At 63.1% G+C, this 15,129-nt stretch carries 14 protein-coding genes; 13 read left to right on the top strand and 1 reads right to left on the bottom strand.

What is annotated here, in order from left to right:
* Positions 1-8: 8 nt before the first annotated feature.
* The gene (gene waaA, locus ABDK11_RS17105; protein ID WP_346837735.1) at positions 9-1,310 is read left to right on the top strand and encodes a lipid IV(A) 3-deoxy-D-manno-octulosonic acid transferase; all 1,302 of its coding nucleotides are present in this window, start codon (positions 9-11) and stop codon (positions 1,308-1,310) included.
* A 101-nt stretch (positions 1,311-1,411) separates the two neighbouring features.
* On the opposite strand, the gene ABDK11_RS17100 is transcribed toward waaA, so the two are convergent.
* Positions 1,412-3,049, bottom strand: a complete 1,638-nt coding sequence (locus tag ABDK11_RS17100; RefSeq protein WP_346837734.1) for a TolC family outer membrane protein — start codon at positions 3,047-3,049, stop codon at positions 1,412-1,414.
* 313 nt (positions 3,050-3,362) lie between these two features.
* On the opposite strand from ABDK11_RS17100, the gene ABDK11_RS17095 reads away from it, so the two are divergent.
* From ABDK11_RS17095 to ABDK11_RS17040, 12 genes are all read left to right on the top strand, one after another.
* Entirely contained in the window at positions 3,363-4,025 is a 663-nt protein-coding gene (locus tag ABDK11_RS17095) for a paraquat-inducible protein A (protein ID WP_346837733.1), read from the top strand.
* A complete protein-coding gene (locus ABDK11_RS17090) occupies positions 4,022-4,699 on the top strand; it encodes a paraquat-inducible protein A (protein WP_346837732.1) in 678 nt (225 codons plus the stop codon). The genes ABDK11_RS17095 and ABDK11_RS17090 overlap by 4 nt, the downstream gene beginning before the upstream one ends.
* Positions 4,662-7,043 carry an MlaD family protein gene (locus tag ABDK11_RS17085; RefSeq protein WP_346837731.1) on the top strand — a complete coding sequence of 794 codons (2,382 nt, stop codon included), beginning with the start codon at positions 4,662-4,664 and terminating at the stop codon, positions 7,041-7,043. Before ABDK11_RS17090 ends, ABDK11_RS17085 begins: the two co-directional genes overlap by 38 nt.
* A 46-nt stretch (positions 7,044-7,089) precedes the next feature.
* Positions 7,090-7,635 (top strand): DUF4136 domain-containing protein, encoded by a 546-nt coding sequence (locus tag ABDK11_RS17080; RefSeq protein WP_346837730.1) that lies wholly within the window; start codon positions 7,090-7,092, stop codon positions 7,633-7,635.
* A 70-nt stretch (positions 7,636-7,705) separates the two neighbouring features.
* Positions 7,706-8,239, top strand: coding sequence for a DUF4136 domain-containing protein (locus ABDK11_RS17075; RefSeq protein ID WP_346837729.1), 534 nt, complete (start codon positions 7,706-7,708; stop codon positions 8,237-8,239).
* Positions 8,240-8,324: 85 nt separating this feature from the next.
* A complete protein-coding gene (locus ABDK11_RS17070; protein ID WP_346837728.1) occupies positions 8,325-8,999 on the top strand; it encodes an NUDIX domain-containing protein in 675 nt (224 codons plus the stop codon).
* Positions 9,000-9,087: 88 nt separating this feature from the next.
* The gene (locus ABDK11_RS17065) at positions 9,088-9,609 is read left to right on the top strand and encodes a DUF1249 domain-containing protein (RefSeq protein WP_346837727.1); all 522 of its coding nucleotides are present in this window, start codon (positions 9,088-9,090) and stop codon (positions 9,607-9,609) included.
* 51 nt (positions 9,610-9,660) lie between these two features.
* Positions 9,661-10,491: a metallophosphoesterase gene (locus tag ABDK11_RS17060; protein ID WP_346837726.1), complete on the top strand. Its 831-nt coding sequence runs from the start codon at positions 9,661-9,663 to the stop codon at positions 10,489-10,491.
* A gap of 151 nt (positions 10,492-10,642) precedes the next feature.
* Positions 10,643-11,245: a hypothetical protein gene (locus ABDK11_RS17055; RefSeq protein WP_346837725.1), complete on the top strand. Its 603-nt coding sequence runs from the start codon at positions 10,643-10,645 to the stop codon at positions 11,243-11,245.
* 72 nt (positions 11,246-11,317) lie between these two features.
* Positions 11,318-11,983 carry a YqiA/YcfP family alpha/beta fold hydrolase gene (locus ABDK11_RS17050; RefSeq protein WP_346837724.1) on the top strand — a complete coding sequence of 222 codons (666 nt, stop codon included), beginning with the start codon at positions 11,318-11,320 and terminating at the stop codon, positions 11,981-11,983.
* A 65-nt stretch (positions 11,984-12,048) separates the two neighbouring features.
* Complete coding sequence (gene parE / locus ABDK11_RS17045) at positions 12,049-13,935, top strand: DNA topoisomerase IV subunit B (protein ID WP_346837723.1); 1,887 nt, start codon at positions 12,049-12,051, stop codon at positions 13,933-13,935.
* A gap of 285 nt (positions 13,936-14,220) precedes the next feature.
* A complete protein-coding gene (locus tag ABDK11_RS17040; RefSeq protein WP_346837722.1) occupies positions 14,221-14,589 on the top strand; it encodes a lysozyme inhibitor LprI family protein in 369 nt (122 codons plus the stop codon).
* The last annotated feature ends 540 nt before the right edge of the window (positions 14,590-15,129 follow it).

The following is a 15,129-nucleotide window of genomic DNA, read 5'->3' as shown; positions in this document are numbered from 1 at the left end:
GACCGGACTTGTTGAATACCCTGTATACGTGGATTTTTCGGCTGGCGCTGCCGCTTATCCTGCTGCGCCTGTGGTGGCGCGGCCGCCGTCAGCCCGCCTACCGCCGGCGCTGGCGCGAGCGCTGTGGCCGGGTACCGGCGCGGGCCAGCCGCGCGCCACTGATCTGGGTACACTCGGTATCGGTGGGAGAGACGCTGGCGGCGGTGCCAGTGATCGAGGCGCTGGCTGCGCGCCACAGCGACTGGCAGTGGCTGGTTACCACCACGACGCCGACCGGCTCCGAGCGGGTGCAGTCGGCACTGCGACCGCTGCTCGGTGGTCGCCTGCTGCACTACTACCTGCCCTATGACCTGCCGGAGTGCCTGAACCCGTTCCTTGATGCGTTGCGTCCCACGGCACTGGTCATCATCGAAACGGAGTTGTGGCCCAACCTGCTGGCAGTCTGCGCGCGTCGGGATATCCCGACCCTGTTGGCGAATGCACGCCTGAGCGAGAAATCCGCGCGCGGCTACGCCCGTGTGCCGCGCCTGACCGGCAGGATGCTCGCCAGCCTGACGCGGGTGGTGGCCCAGTATCCGGCGGACGCGGAGCGCTTCGTGGCCCTGGGGATGCCGGCCGAGCGGGTCACAGCCTGCGGCAATATCAAATTCGACCTGGAAATCGACCTGGGCCTCGCCAGCGAGGCCCAGGCGCTGGCGCACCGGTGGCACGGCGGCGGCAGCCGGCCGCGCCCGGTGTGGCTGGCGGCGAGTACCCACGCCGGCGAGGACGAGCTGGTACTGGATGCCTTTGCCCGAGTGCGGCGCGACCGGCCCGAGCTGGCCGATCTACTGCTGGTGCTAGTGCCGCGCCACCCGCAGCGTTTCGACAGTGTTGCGCGGCTGTGTCGCGAGCGCGGGCTGAAAGTGCTGCGCCGCAGCAGCGGGGGCCAGCCGCAGCTGTCCCACCAGGTGTTGCTCGGCGATACCATGGGGGAGCTGCTGCGTTTTTATGGCGCCTGCGATGTGGCGTTTGTCGGCGGCAGCCTGGTGCCGGTGGGCGGGCACAATATGATCGAGCCGGCCGCCTGGTGCGTGCCGGTGGTGTGCGGGCCGCACCTGTACAACTTCGCCACAGTCGCGCAGCTGCTGCGCGAGGCGGGCGGCCTGAGCGTGGTCGAGGACGCGGCGCAGCTGGCGGCGCAGCTGACGCAGTGGCTGAGCGACGACGATGCGCGTCGTGCCGCCGGTGAGCGCGCGCGCGCAGTGGCCGAAGCCAACAGCGGTGCATTACAGCGGCTGCTGGCGGAGATTGAATTGCTGATGGATTGATCGTTGGCAGCGCTCGGGAGATACAAAAAAGGCCGACACCTGCAGGTGTCGGCCTTTTTTATTAGCCCGGCAACAATATGCCGGGCCTGATAGCTGCACGCTTACTTGGTCGGCTCGGCCGCGGTGGGCACCACCTTGGCGTCGTCGGCGGCATTGCTCTCCGGCATGGCCAGCGGCACGCTGGCGAGGCCGCGGGAGATGGAGGCGGTCGGGTTCAGCTTGACCTCGAGCTGCTGCAGGTCGTCCGGAGACAGCAAGCCGGCGGCCTCTTTCAGGCGCAGCGTGTTGAGGATATAGCTGTACAGGGACGCGGAGTAGTCGCGGCGCGCCTGGAACAGGGTCTGCTGGGCGATCAAAACATCCACCAGGTTGCGGGTGCCCACTTCGTAGCCGGCCTGGGTGGCCTCGAGGGCGCTCTGTGCGGACACGATCGCCTGCTTGCGCGCGTTGACCCGAGACACGTCAGTAACCACGGAGCGGTGCAGGGTGCGGGTGTTCTGGATGGTGTTGCGCTCGGTCAGGTTGCGCAGATCCTCGGCCTGGAACGACTGGGCGCGGGCCTGGCGGCGGCTGGCGCTGATACGGCCACCGGTGAAAATGGGAACCTGCAGGTGGAGTGCCGCAACCCGGGTTTCGGACTCATCGTCCGACGGGAAAGTGGTCGTATTGCTGAAGCCGCGGAGTTCGGTCGTGGTTGTCGTATCGCCACTGCTGTATGACTTCTGATAGCTCAGCGAGCCGGTCAGCGTGGGCAGGTGATCGGCGGCGGCGGCGCGGGCGTTGTAGCGGGCCGCGTCCGAGGCCAGGCGCGCGGCCTTCAGGTTGAAGTTGTTGGCCAGGGCGAATTTGACCCAGGCGCTGCGCTCTGCCGGCACCGGTGCGGCGACGGTGAACTGATCCACCAGCGGGGCGATGGTGTCGTGTGGCTGGCCGGTCAGCACGGACAGCGCATCGAAGCTGGACAGCAGGATGTCGCGGGCGTCATACAGGCGTGCCACGGAGCTGTCGTGGGCGGCGCGGGAGTCGTAGACGTCGGTGATCGCGGTCAGGCCCACCTGGAAGCGCTGCTGGGTCTGCTCCAGCTGCTTGGCGAGAGCTTCCTCTTCCGCCTGGGCGGTTTTCAGGTCGTCGACGGCGCGCAGCACATCGAAGTAAGCACCCGCCACACGGACCATCATTTCCTGCTGGTTAAAGCTGAATTCCGCTGCGGCTTCCTCGCTGAGCTTCTTGCCCTGCTTGTAGCCGAACCAGGCCGGCAGGTCGAAGATCGCCTGGCTCAGATTGGCGGAGTAGGTGTGCTGGTCCAGGTCGCTTTTGCCGCTGCGCGGGAACAGCAGCAGACCGCCGGTTTCGGCGAACTGGGTGCCGATACCGCTGGAATTGATGCGGGTCTTATTGGCTTCGGCGGAGGCGTTGACCTGCGGCAGCAGCGCGGCGCGACCGAGATTCTTGTTTTCCAGCCCCGCCTCGTAGTTGGCGCGGTCGGCGGCCAGCTGGGGATCGTTGTCCAGCGCCTGCAGGTAGATTTCCCACAGGGTATCGGCGTGGGCCTGCATGGCGCCGAAGCCGAACAGGGCGGCGACGAGTGGAGCCTTCAGCGCGGTGCCGATATTGGTTTTCAGCGCGGTGCGGATATTGGTCTTCAGCGCGGCGCCGACATGGGCTCTCAGCGCGGTGGCGATCTGCGTCTTCAGCGGGCGCGCGCGGCCGCTGCTCGGGTTTCTTTCACTTCTGTTCATTTGTGTCAACTTCCTGTGGCGGGTGCGGTCTCAAAAGCTGCAAATGCGCTCGTAGCCAGTCTCCCCACTGGCGAGGCCGGCATGGTTGTCCGGATCAAGGCAGTGCGCCAGTGTACCCGGGGGCGCCGGGAGCGTCGAGGCGACGATTGCTGCATTTTGGTATATCTTCGTTAAACCGACGCGAATGTGCGGTTATACGATCGCGAACGGCGAATTTGGCCATCGCTACAGATCGGGTCGACATTCGCTATTTCAATAGACGCGGCAGCCCGCGATTTGGATGCGGCAAACATTTTGCAGGAAGAGGCAAGGGTTGGCGGAATTAATGGAGCGGGAGCAGAATAGCGGGCGGCGCCACCACTGGCAGCGCGCCTGCCACGAGTGCGATCTGCTGCTGGTAGACGCCGTGGCGCCGACCGGACGCAAGCTGGTGTGCCCGCGCTGCAACGCCACCCTGCATCGCAATGCGCGCGACAGTCTGCGCTACACCGCGGCGTTGTCGCTGACCGGTTTACTGCTGTTTATCCCTTCGGCCACCCTGCCACTGCTGCGCTTCTCCATCTTTGCCTTCGATGCCGACAACACCCTTGTTAACGGCGTGATGTCGTTATTCAAAGCGGGCTACTGGTGGCTGTCGACACTGGTGCTGTTCTGCAGCGTGATAGCGCCGTTGATGAAATTTCTGCTGCTGGCATTTATCAGCTGGGGCAGCGCCTGGGCGTTATTCGACCGACCGGTAGCGGCGGCGGTGCGCTGGTATCAGCACCTGAAGGAGTGGGGCATGCTCGATGTCTACATGCTGGGTGTACTGGTCGCGCTGGTGAAGATGAGCGACCTCGGCAAGATGGAGGTACAGCCGGGCCTGTACTGTTTTGCCGCGATGATGCTGGTGGCCACCCTCTCCAACCTGAGCTTCAACCAGGATGCGGTCTGGTCGCGCATGGCGGCGCGGCGCGCCGGCGGGGAGGCGGTGTGACGATACCGGCAAAAGCCCGCGCGCAAGGTATGAGCTGCTGCCTGTGCTGTCACCAGCTGGTGGCAATGCCGGCGGACGGGGCACCGCGGCACTGCCCGCGCTGCGGCGCCAGGGTACACACGCGTATCGATGGCAGCCTGATGGTGACCTGGGCGTTGACGATCACCGGCGCGCTGTTGCTGCTGCCGTCCAATATGCTGCCGGTGATGACGGTGATCTATCTGGGCTCGGGCGAGCCCAGCACCATCATTGGCGGTGTCATCCAGCTGTACCAGGCGGGCCTGTGGGGCATCGCGCTGCTGGTGTTTGTGGCCAGTATTGTAGTGCCGGTGATGAAGCTGGTGGGACTGACAGTGATGCTGGTGCAGATACAGCTGCGCCTGCCGCTGGTTCCTCGGCGGGCAATGAAACTGTACCGTGTGGTCTCGGGAATCGGCCGCTGGTCGCTGCTGGACCTGTGCATGATTTCGATTCTGGTGGCGCTGGTGGATATGGGCGCCGTTGCCCAGGTGCGCGCCGGCCCCGGCAGCACCGCGTTTGCCTCGGTAGTGGTGGTTACCATGATGGCGGCGCGCAGCTTCGATCCGCGCCTGATCTGGGACGCCTACGACGAGGCGCGCGACGGACAGGGGGCGCATGAACAACAACGAGAAGGAGCCGCTGGGAATGGCTGACGAGTATCCCCGGCAGGAAGCGCAGGCGGCGGTGGTTCAACGCAGTCGCGGCCTGCCGTTGGTGTGGGTGTTGCCGCTGATCGCGGCGGTGATTGCCGTGTGGTTGCTGTACAAGGATTTTACTCAGGGCGATATCCGCGCCACCATTCTGTTTCACTCCGGCGATGGCCTGGTCAAGGGCAAGACTGCGGTGAAGTATTCGGGGGTCGATATCGGCGTGGTCCACGATTTCCGTCTGGTGCCCAACGCGCCGGAACTCGACGGCGCCGACGGTGTACTGGCGGAGGTGGATTTCAATCGCAGTGCCGAATACCTGCTGGTGAAGGGCAGCGATTTCTGGCTGGTAAAGCCGGAGCTTTCGATCACCGGCGTGCGCGGCCTGGAGGCGCTCGTGTCCGGCAACTATATCGCCGTGGAACCGGGTAGCGGCGCGCGCAAGCGCGATTTTGTCGCCCTCGAACAGCCGCCCGCGCACGTCCGCGGCGAGGGCCTGCGGGTGGTGGTAAAGGCGCCGCGACTGGGATCGCTGAATCGCGGCTCGCCGATCTACTACCGCCAGCTGCGCGTTGGCCAGGTGGAGAATTACCGCCTCGGCGACGGCGACAGCGAGGTGGAGATCGATCTGTTCATCCGCAGTGAATATGCCCACCTGGTACACCGTGGCAGCCGTTTCTGGAACGCTTCGGGGCTGTCGGTCGAGGGGGGGATCAGCGGCGTTACCGTGAATATGGAATCGATCGCGGCGCTGGTCGCCGGCGGCATCAGTTTCTATACGCCGGAACCCCAGCGCCAGTCGCCGCTGGCGGTCGATGGCAGCCAATTCAAGCTGTACAAGAGTTTCTCCGATGCCGACGCCGGCATTCCCATCACCCTCAATTTCGATCGCGGCGTCAACGTCAGTGCCGGCAATACCCAGGTCTATTACCAGGGAGTGCAGGTGGGGAAGGTCAGCCAGGTGAAGGCCAACCGCCGTATCGATGGCATGGAGGTCAAGGTGCTGATGGATCCGATCACCGACGACCTGCTGAGCGAGAATACGCGTTTCTGGATGGCGGCGCCGACACTGGATATTTCCGGCGGGTTGAACGAGCTGCTCAAGGGCGGCCGCATCGAGGTGGACCTGCGCCGCGGCAAGCGCTCGCAGCGCACCTTCAATGCCCGCGCCACGGCGCCGCCAATGGATCCGCGAGTCCCCGGCCTGCACCTGCGCCTGCGCGCGCGCAGCCCCGGCTCGTTGCAGCGCGGTGCCGCGGTGTACTATCGGCGCATCGAGGTGGGTAAAGTGCAGGGCATGGCGCTCAGCGACGACGGCGAGGATGTCGAGGTTTACGTAGTGATTGAGCCGCGTTACGCCAGCCTGGTGAACAAACGCAGTCGTTTCTGGAATGTCAGCGGCCTGCACGCCAGCGCCGGTTTTACCGGTATCGAGGTGGAGGCGGATTCGCTGCTGTCGCTGGTGCGCGGCGGCATCGCCTTCGGCAGTCCGCCGGGGGCGCGGGCGCACGCGGCGTCGGCCAAAGATGGGGCCGAATTCACGCTGTACCGCAGCCGCGAGGCAGCGCTGGAAGAGGGGCTTGATATCTCCATCACCCTGCCCGATGCGGAAGGGCTGCGCGAGGGCGCCACGCTGCGCTACCGCGGTATCGCCGTGGGAGAAATCACCCGCCTGCGACTGGCGCATGATCGCAGCGCCGTGAGCGCACGCGCAAAGCTGTACCAGCGCTACCAGGACTTTGCCCGCGCCGGCATGCGCCTGTGGGTGGTGTCGCCGCAAATCGGTATCAGCAAGGTGGCGAACCTGGGCACCATCATCACCGGCCGCTACCTGGCGCTGGAGCCCGGCACGGGCGCGCCGCAAACCCAATTCACCGCATTGGCGGAACCGCCCAAACCGGACCTGGCGGATACCATGAGCAGCCCGGGCCTCACGGTGATTCTCGATGCCCCGCGCCGCGGTTCACTGACCGCCGGCAGCCCGGTTTACTACCGCCAGGTACAGGTGGGTGAGGTCACCGGATTCGATTTAGGGGAACTGGCGGACCGCGTTTACATCTACGTACATATACAGCCGCGTTATCGCACCCTGGTGCGCGAGCACACGGTGTTCTGGAATGCCAGCGGTGTCGAGGTGAACTTCGGCCTGAAAACCGGCCTCACGGTCAACACCGAATCGACCAAGTCGCTGTTGGCCGGCGGTCTCGCGTTTGCCACGCCGGAGGCGCCGGACACGGGGCGCGAAGTGGAGTCCGGCAGCCACTACCCGCTCTACCCGAAAGCGAAACCCGAGTGGCTGGGCTGGAGTCCTAAAATAGAACTGTATCCGGTTGCCGGGCCGACGAAATGAACCGCGCCGGCTACCAGCCGCATCAGACAGGGAATAAGGAATTGCTATGCGTTTGATTTTAATTGGTTTTTTGGCCCTGATCACCGTTGCCTGCCAACAGGTCAAAGTGCAGCGGGTGGAGCCGGCACAGGCACCGGTGGCGTTTTCCACCTACGCGTGGGGCCAGTCGCCGCTCGGCAATGTGCCCGATGCCTCGGCACAGCTGGTGGAACTCGATGATGAAATGCGCGCAGCGGTGAGGGCGGAGCTTGCCGCCCGCGGCTATCGGGAAGTGGAGGACAGCAGCCGCGCCGATATGCTCGTCGACTACCAGGTGGCGATCGTCGACGAGCAATTCGTCAACGACGACACCCACCCCAGCTGGGATGCCCAGTTCGATGCCAACGCCCAGTCCGGCGTGGTCGATATGCCCAACCGCAGCGGCGCGCCGCGGGTTACCCTGACACTGGGTATTGGCCGCGCCGATGGCCCCGCGATCTGGGGCGGCAGCGCCAGCAAGCTGCTGGCGCGCCCGGAGGATGCCAAGTCGCGCCAGAGCCTGCTCGCCGCCGCGGTGCGCGAGCTGTTAAAAGATCTGCCACCGGCCTACTGACGGACTCCGGGGTCATCCATTTGCACGCACGGATGCCGACGCTTTGAATTTTTTGCAGTGGGAGCACGGCATGAGCGCCTCTCTCTGGGTCGCGTTGGCGGCCCTGTTCACTCTGGGCGGCTGCGTCAGCACGCCGCCGGTCGCCGTCGATTACGATGCGCAGGCGGACTTCTCCCACCTGCAGAGTTACTACCTGCTGGATCCTCTCGCGACTGGCGCGGTGTCTCCGCTGCAGGTCAAGCGCGCGCGCCGCGCACTCGACGGCCTGTTGCGGCGGCGCTACCGGCCCGCCGACAGCGCCGCCGATGCGGATTTCCAGGTGCGCTTGCAGCTGCTCGCGGAGGACAAGGTGGCTGTCTACGACGATAGCCTGTCCCTTTACGGCGGGTATGGCTTCTGGGGATTCGGCTGGCGTGCGCCGCTGGCGGTACACCCGGTGCGCGAAGACACCCTGGTGTTGGACATGCTGGCGCCGGACGGCCAGCCGCTATGGCACGGCAGCCTGCCCTCTGCCGCGGCCGGCGACGCGGATCCGGGCCGCCGCCAGCAGCGCCTGCACGAGGAGCTGGCGCAGATGCTGAGCCGCTTCCCGCCCCGGCGCTAAAATCGTCGCCACAGGACAAGGCGACAACTGGTTTCCGCGGACGCAGGGCCGCATACTGCCGAATTGGAACACTGACAGGGCTACCATGAGCGATAACCAATCCGCCCCCACCGCCGACCTGGCGCCGCCGTTCGATCGCAGTGCGGTGGAGGTGCTGGAGCGCAGCGAAGCCTTCAAGGGCTTTTTCACCATGCTCAAGCTGCGCTTGCGCCACCGTCTGTACCGCGGCGGCTGGAGCGCCGAGTTCGAGCGCGAGCTGTTCGTGCGCGGCGCCGCCGTGGGGGTGCTGCTGTACGATCCCGAGCGCGAGCTGGTGGCCCTTACCGAGCAGTTCCGCATCGGCGCGCTGGAGCGCCCCGGCGGACCCTGGTGCCTGGAGGTGGTCGCGGGCATGGTGGAAGCGGGCGAGGCGTTGCAGGATGTGGCGCGCCGCGAGGTGCAGGAAGAGGCCGGGTTGGCGGTGGAGCAGCTGCACTTTATCAACAGCTATATGCCCAGTCCCGGCGGCAGCACCGAGCGCCTGCACCTGTTCTGCGCCTTTGCCGACCTGCGCGAAGCCGGGGGGCATTTCGGCCTGGAACACGAGCACGAGGATATCCGCCTGCGGGTTCTGCCTCTGGCAACGTTGCTGGACGCGATGGGCAGCGGCGCGCCCGGTTACTGCGTAATTGATAATGCCGCCACTATCATCTGCCTGCAGTGGCTGCAGTTGAATCGCGCGCAACTGCAAAATATGGCGCAGAAAACTACATTTGGCTAACGGGTCATCTGGCCTGAGAGGCCATTTGCCCACCGCGGGCACAAACTGAGAGCTGATTCACAGCGTCGAACGAATTGGAGTGTCAATAATGGCGGCAACGTTGAAAACCGAGCGACGCTTGCGTCCGCTCGCCGATCGGCGCGGAATGTCTGCGTACCGGGTCGACCTGCCGGCCTACCATGCCGATTGCGACGCCAACTACCTGCGCCTGTGCAAACTGTTGCCAGAACTGGCCAGCCGCGAGCACTGGCGCTATCGGATGCCCCACGGGGCTCTGGAAGTGGCGGTGCTGGAGCGCTCGCGCTACACCACCGAAGTGCGCCTGCGGGCACGCGAGGAACGTGCCGATAACGCTGCCGGCGGTCGCTGGCTGGCACCGCCGCCGATTACCGTGCGCCTCTACCACGATGCGCGCATGGCGGAAGTGGTGGCTATTGACGGACGCGGCCCGCTGGGCGGCATTGGCATTGATTGCCCCTACCCGAATCCGCGCATGGAGCGCGCCGATGAGCGGCAGCAGGCCAACCGTTTTCTCGGTGAGTGGCTGGGTCACTGCCTGGCAAACGGTCGGACAGAATTTGAATTGGTATTGGATGGCCGGCGCATATGACGTACCGCGTGCGCCGGGCCGATACAGGGATGTGAGTTGAAAGGTGAGCAAGTGAGTGAAGAGTCGATAGCGGCGAAAGCGGTAGAGGGGGATCGAAGCCCGGTACATCGGCTGGTGCAGATCACCGACCCGCACATCGGCGGGCGGCCGGAATACCAGCTGCTAGGGCTGGATACCGGGCGCACTCTCGACGATGTGCTGAACGCGGTGGCCCGCGACCATCGCGACACCGAGTTGATGCTGGTCACCGGCGATGTCAGTGCCAACGGCTCCGAGGCCGCCTACTATCGTTTCCTGCAAAAAATGCAGCCGGTGGCCGCTCCCTGGTTCTGGCTGCCGGGTAACCACGATAACCCGGCACATATGCGGCGCATCGCTCCCGCACGCTGTGCCGAAGTGGTCGAGCTCGGCAACTGGCGTCTGCTGCTGTTGGACAGCAGCGTCGAAAACCAGATCTGCGGTGGTCTCAGCGGCGCCCAGCTGGATCGCTTCGAGCGGCTGCTGGATAAGTATCACCAGCACCCGGTGATGGTGTTGATGCATCACCAGCCGGTACCGGTGGGCAGTGACTGGATCGACGGTCATATGCTGCGCGAAGGCGGTGAGCGCCTGCTGCAGCTGGTGTCCGCCGCAACCAACGTCAAAGCGCTGGTATGGGGCCACGTACACCAGCGGTTCGACAGCGAGCTGGGCCACGTCGGCCTGCACGCAACCCCTTCCACTTCGGTGCAGTTCACTCCCGGCAGTGGCCCCTTCGCGGTGGATGACCGCCTGCCCGGTTACCGCTGGTTCGAACTGCACGACGACGGCCGCTATAGCACCGGTGTCGAGCGCGTTGCGGTATCGGAATACAGCGTCGACCTCGCCTCCGGCGGCTACTGAGCATCCGGCCAGCCGCCACGCTCTACCTGCCAATTACCAGCGCTCGCCCTACACTTTCCAGGTGAAAGTAGTGAGGTTGGCGATGTTCCGGGTTTTCCTGTTGTGTTGCATCGTATTGCAGGGTTTGCTCGCAGGCTGCGGTGGCCAGCCGGTGCCCGCCACAACGGCGCAGCCGCGAGCCCCCGCGAGTGCCTCGGGCCTGGTTGCGCGTGGCGGGGGCCTGGATCAGGTGGCCGTCGCCACGGGGCTGAACCTGAACGGAGCCGCCGTGTATGTGGCGCCAATCGCGATCAGTTACCGCAGCCCGGCCGCCGCGGGCACCCAGCCACTGGGGTTCCGCAACCGCACACTCGACGCAGACGCGCTTGCGCGCCTGAACGACACCGTGGCGCAGGCTTTTGCCGAGCGCTTCCTGGCGCCGCGTGGCGCCAGGCTGGTTTCCAGCGCCGACGCGGCGGATTACACGCTGCATTTGCGCCTGGATGATTTCTTCCTGCCCGCACCTCTGCAGCAGACAACCCGGCTGCGCGAGGTTTTCTCGGAACACACCGCCTACGGCACGCTGTCGGGCAGCCTCAGCGACAGCCGGGGGCGTGTGGCGCTGCAGTTTCGCGATCGCCGCGAGTTTGGCGAATCCTTCGCCAACCTGAGCAGCGATCGGCTGAAACTCTTCTCTCCACCGGCTTTCTGGGCCGATATGCGCACCGACCTGCGCCGCGCCTTCAGCAGCCTGGACCGGTCGCTGCGCTATTGATTGGGCAATTTCGCGAGCCGGGTGACTTTGGATCGCAGCAGGGTGGCGCCGGGGGCGTTATAATCGCGCCCCATGCAAGAAATATCATCACAACAGGCAGCGGCACCACGGCTGATCTACCTGCACGGCTTCCTGTCGTCGCCCCAATCCGCCAAGTGCGAGCAGATGCGCAAATGGCTCGCCGCCCAGCGGTCCATCGAATTCTGCGCACCGCTGGTGTCTCCCTATCCCGGAGAGGCGCAGCAGGCGCTGCTGGCGCTGGTGGAGGAGTCCATCGCCGGCGGCCACCCGGTGGGGCTGGTAGGTAGCTCGATGGGCGGCTTCTGGTCCAGCTACCTGGCGGAGCGCTTTCAGTTGCCAGCCGTATTGATCAACCCGGCGATACACCCGGCGCGCTTTATGCCCGCTTACGTTGGCCAGACACTGTTACCCTACAGCGGCGAGCCGCGTGAGTATCGCCTTAGTGACGCAGACGTTGCTACCATGCGCAAGCTGGAGGGCGAGCTGCAGTCGCCGCTGCGCGGCCGCTACTGGCTGCTGGCCCAGCGCGGTGATGAGACGCTGGACAGCCGCGACGCCGAGGGTTTCTACCGCGGCCAGCGCCAGACTGTCGAGGAAGGTGGCGATCACGGTTTCCAGGGGTTCGAGCGTTACTGCGCGCCGATCGTCGAATTCCTGTTCGGCGCGGCTACCGCAAACGGCATAGCTACGGCAACCGCCGGTAACAGCCACCAGTAACGGTCGCCATTCACAACCAGCAAGCGCACAACGCAGAATCTGTTAACGAGTAATCAATAAAAAATATGGCCAACTATTCCGCCGAAGATATCGAAGTACTCACGGGGCTCGACCCGGTGCGCAAACGCCCGGGCATGTACACCGATACCACGCGCCCCAACCACCTGGCCCAGGAAGTCATCGACAACAGTGTCGACGAGGCCCTGGCCGGACATGCGAAAAAAATCGAAGTGGTGCTGCACAAGGACCACTCCCTGTCGGTCAGCGACGACGGCCGCGGCATGCCGGTGGATATCCACCCGGAACAGGGTCGCCCGGGCGTTGAAGTGATCCTGTCCACGCTGCACGCCGGCGGCAAGTTTTCCAACAAAAACTACCAGTTTTCCGGCGGCCTGCACGGGGTCGGCGTATCGGTGGTCAACGCTCTGTCCCGGGTGCTGGAAGTTACCATCCAGCGCGATGGCAAAGTGCACCGCATCGGTTTCCAGAACGGCGATAAAGCCTCCGATCTGGAAGTCATTGGTGAGTGTGGCAAGCGCACCACTGGTACCAGCCTGCGTTTTATGCCGGATCCGCAGTATTTCGATTCGCCCAAGTTCTCCGTGCCGCGCCTGCGCCACCTGCTGCGCGCCAAGGCGGTGCTGTGCCCCGGACTCACCGTGGTGTTTATCAATGAGCAGGACGGCGAATCGGATCAGTGGTATTACGAAGACGGTCTCAAGGACTATCTCGCCGCTGCCAATCAGGGCTGGGAAGTGCTGCCGGCCGAGCCGTTTATCGGCAGCTTCTCCGCGCAGACCGAGGCCGCCGACTGGGCCGTGCAGTGGCTGCCGGAGGGCGGTGAGGTAACTGCCGAATCCTACGTCAACCTGATCCCCACCGCTCAGGGCGGCACGCACGTCAACGGGCTGCGTTCGGGACTGCTGGAAGCGATGCGCGAGTACTGCGAGATTCGCAACCTGATGCCGCGCGGAGTCAAACTGGGCCCGGAGGATATCTGGGTACAGTGCTCCTACGTGCTCTCTGCCAAGCTGGCCGACCCGCAGTTCTCCGGTCAGACCAAGGAGCGGCTGTCCTCCCGTGAGGCCACTGCGTTCGTGTCCGGCGTGGCCAAGGATGCCTTCAGCCTGTGGCTGAACCAGCACACCGAAGAGGGCGACCGGCTCGCCGAGCTGTGTATCGGCAACGCGCAGAAGCGCCTGCGCTCGGCGAAGAAGGTCGCGCGCAAGAAGGTCACCCAGGGCCCGGCACTGCCGGGCAAGCTGGCGGACTGTTCGAGCAGCGACACGGCGCGCAGCGAACTGTTCCTGGTGGAGGGCGATTCGGCCGGCGGCTCTGCCAAGCAGGCCCGCGACCGCGAGTTCCAGGCGATCATGCCGCTGCGCGGCAAGATCCTGAACACCTGGGAAGTGGACTCCGGCGAGATTTTCTCCAACCAGGAAGTGCACGATATTGCCGTTGCCCTCGGCGTAGATCCGGCCAGCGACAACCTGGAAGGACTGCGCTACAACAAAATCTGTATTCTCGCTGACGCCGACTCCGATGGCCTGCACATCGCCACACTGCTGTGCGCGCTGTTCCTGCGCCACTTCCGCCCGCTGGTCACCGAAGGCCACGTGTATGTGGCCATGCCGCCGCTGTTCCGCATCGATATCGGTAAGGACGTCTACTACGCGCTGGATGAAGCGGAGAAACAGGGCATTCTCGACCGCATCACTGCCGAGAAGAAAAAGGGCAAGGTGCAGGTCACCCGCTTCAAGGGCCTCGGTGAAATGAACCCGCTGCAACTGCGCGAAACCACCATGGACCCCGACACCCGCCGGCTGGTGCAACTGTACGTGGACGCCGGCGATGACAGCAACCAGCTGATGGATATGCTGCTGGCCAAAAAGCGCGCCGGGGATCGCAAGCAATGGCTGGAGAGCAAGGGTAACCTGGCCGAGGTGGGTTGAGCAGCCCCCAGCCTGAACGTAAAAGACCCCGCCATTTGAGCGGGGTTTTTTTTGGGGGATTTTAGACGGGTAATATTCACAAACCGGCGGCAACCCTGTGATATAGCGCATTTGGCAATATATCCTGATTGGCAGGTCTTTAGGGCTTTGGTCTAATTTTCTGTGAAATAAATAGTTTACGTTTTGGTAGTATGGCAGTGTCTTCGGATATAGTGGGAAAATCGCATAACGCAGTGGTTGGTGAATACAGCTGTTATGCCTAAAATCAAAAGAAAAGGAAATACGATGAAAAATGTACTTCTATTTATCGCCATACTAATTTCCAGCCCAGTATTTGCTGATAATTGCGATAAGCCGAGAGATGACTTTGATGGGCTGTATTGTCTAAATAAGGTGTATCAAGAATCAGACAAGGAATTAAACACAGCTTATGTTGAGCTCCGCTCTTTTCTGACGAATCAAGAAAAAAACAGGCTAAAAACTACGCAAGTATCTTGGATAAAGCGCCGTAATAGAGCCTGTAGCGTCCATAAAAATGGTCAGTTTTTTGTCAGTCTTCAATGTACGACGTCAATGACTGTTGCGCGCACCAACCAGCTTCAAGATAGAATCCGTGAATGTAAGGCAATAGGTTGCCAAAAAAGCAAGCTATAAGAATACAGACCAATAGTCCATCGCCGCTCACTTCGTGGGCTGGGCCTTAGTTCTGTCCCGTCAAAACTGCAAGTCGGCCCAAAACCGGGCGTTTTACAGTCCTGTTGTCCAGAACGTGTACAGATGTCATATGTTTGCCGTAACTGATTAAGGTTGATCCCCTGAAAATATTACTCAATTTTCAGGGGGGCAGAGATTTGGAAGAGTAAGTTAACGCAAAGAAAATCATCAGTCCGGGATTCACCAAGGCATGGAGCCAGCTGCATCTGGCTGAAATTGCCACGGTTAGTTTGAGAGCCATACAGCGAATTGGTAAGAGCTGGGATGCCTCCTTGGAGCCTGTGAAATCAGTTGCCTCAGGGTCCTAAATAAGTCGGGTGATATTTTCGTCCGGGAAAAGTGAAAACTTTTTATCGAGTATTTTCTGAATCCAGTGTTGAAATATGAAAGTGAAAAAATAAATGCACGATGGTAAAAATAACTGCTGGCAGAATTTTGTGTACATGATTTGAAAAATCTTTAAATTTTCCGAGATTTATA

Source organism: Microbulbifer sp. SAOS-129_SWC, assembly GCF_039696035.1.
Taxonomy (GTDB): Bacteria; Pseudomonadota; Gammaproteobacteria; order Pseudomonadales; family Cellvibrionaceae; genus Microbulbifer.
The sequence above is the reverse complement of the archived record's forward strand: the minus strand, read 5'-3'. Positions and strand labels throughout refer to the sequence as shown.

Coding starts and splice junctions, on each gene's coding strand:
- ABDK11_RS17070 (WP_346837728.1), top strand. CDS start 8,325: ATGAGCGATAACCAATCCGCCCCCACCGCCGACCTGGCGCCGCCGTTC.
- ABDK11_RS17080 (WP_346837730.1), top strand. CDS start 7,090: ATGCGTTTGATTTTAATTGGTTTTTTGGCCCTGATCACCGTTGCCTGC.
- ABDK11_RS17040 (WP_346837722.1), top strand. CDS start 14,221: ATGAAAAATGTACTTCTATTTATCGCCATACTAATTTCCAGCCCAGTA.
- parE (WP_346837723.1), top strand. CDS start 12,049: ATGGCCAACTATTCCGCCGAAGATATCGAAGTACTCACGGGGCTCGAC.
- ABDK11_RS17065 (WP_346837727.1), top strand. CDS start 9,088: ATGGCGGCAACGTTGAAAACCGAGCGACGCTTGCGTCCGCTCGCCGAT.
- ABDK11_RS17050 (WP_346837724.1), top strand. CDS start 11,318: ATGCAAGAAATATCATCACAACAGGCAGCGGCACCACGGCTGATCTAC.
- ABDK11_RS17075 (WP_346837729.1), top strand. CDS start 7,706: ATGAGCGCCTCTCTCTGGGTCGCGTTGGCGGCCCTGTTCACTCTGGGC.
- ABDK11_RS17100 (WP_346837734.1), bottom strand. CDS start 3,049: ATGAACAGAAGTGAAAGAAACCCGAGCAGCGGCCGCGCGCGCCCGCTG.
- ABDK11_RS17085 (WP_346837731.1), top strand. CDS start 4,662: ATGAACAACAACGAGAAGGAGCCGCTGGGAATGGCTGACGAGTATCCC.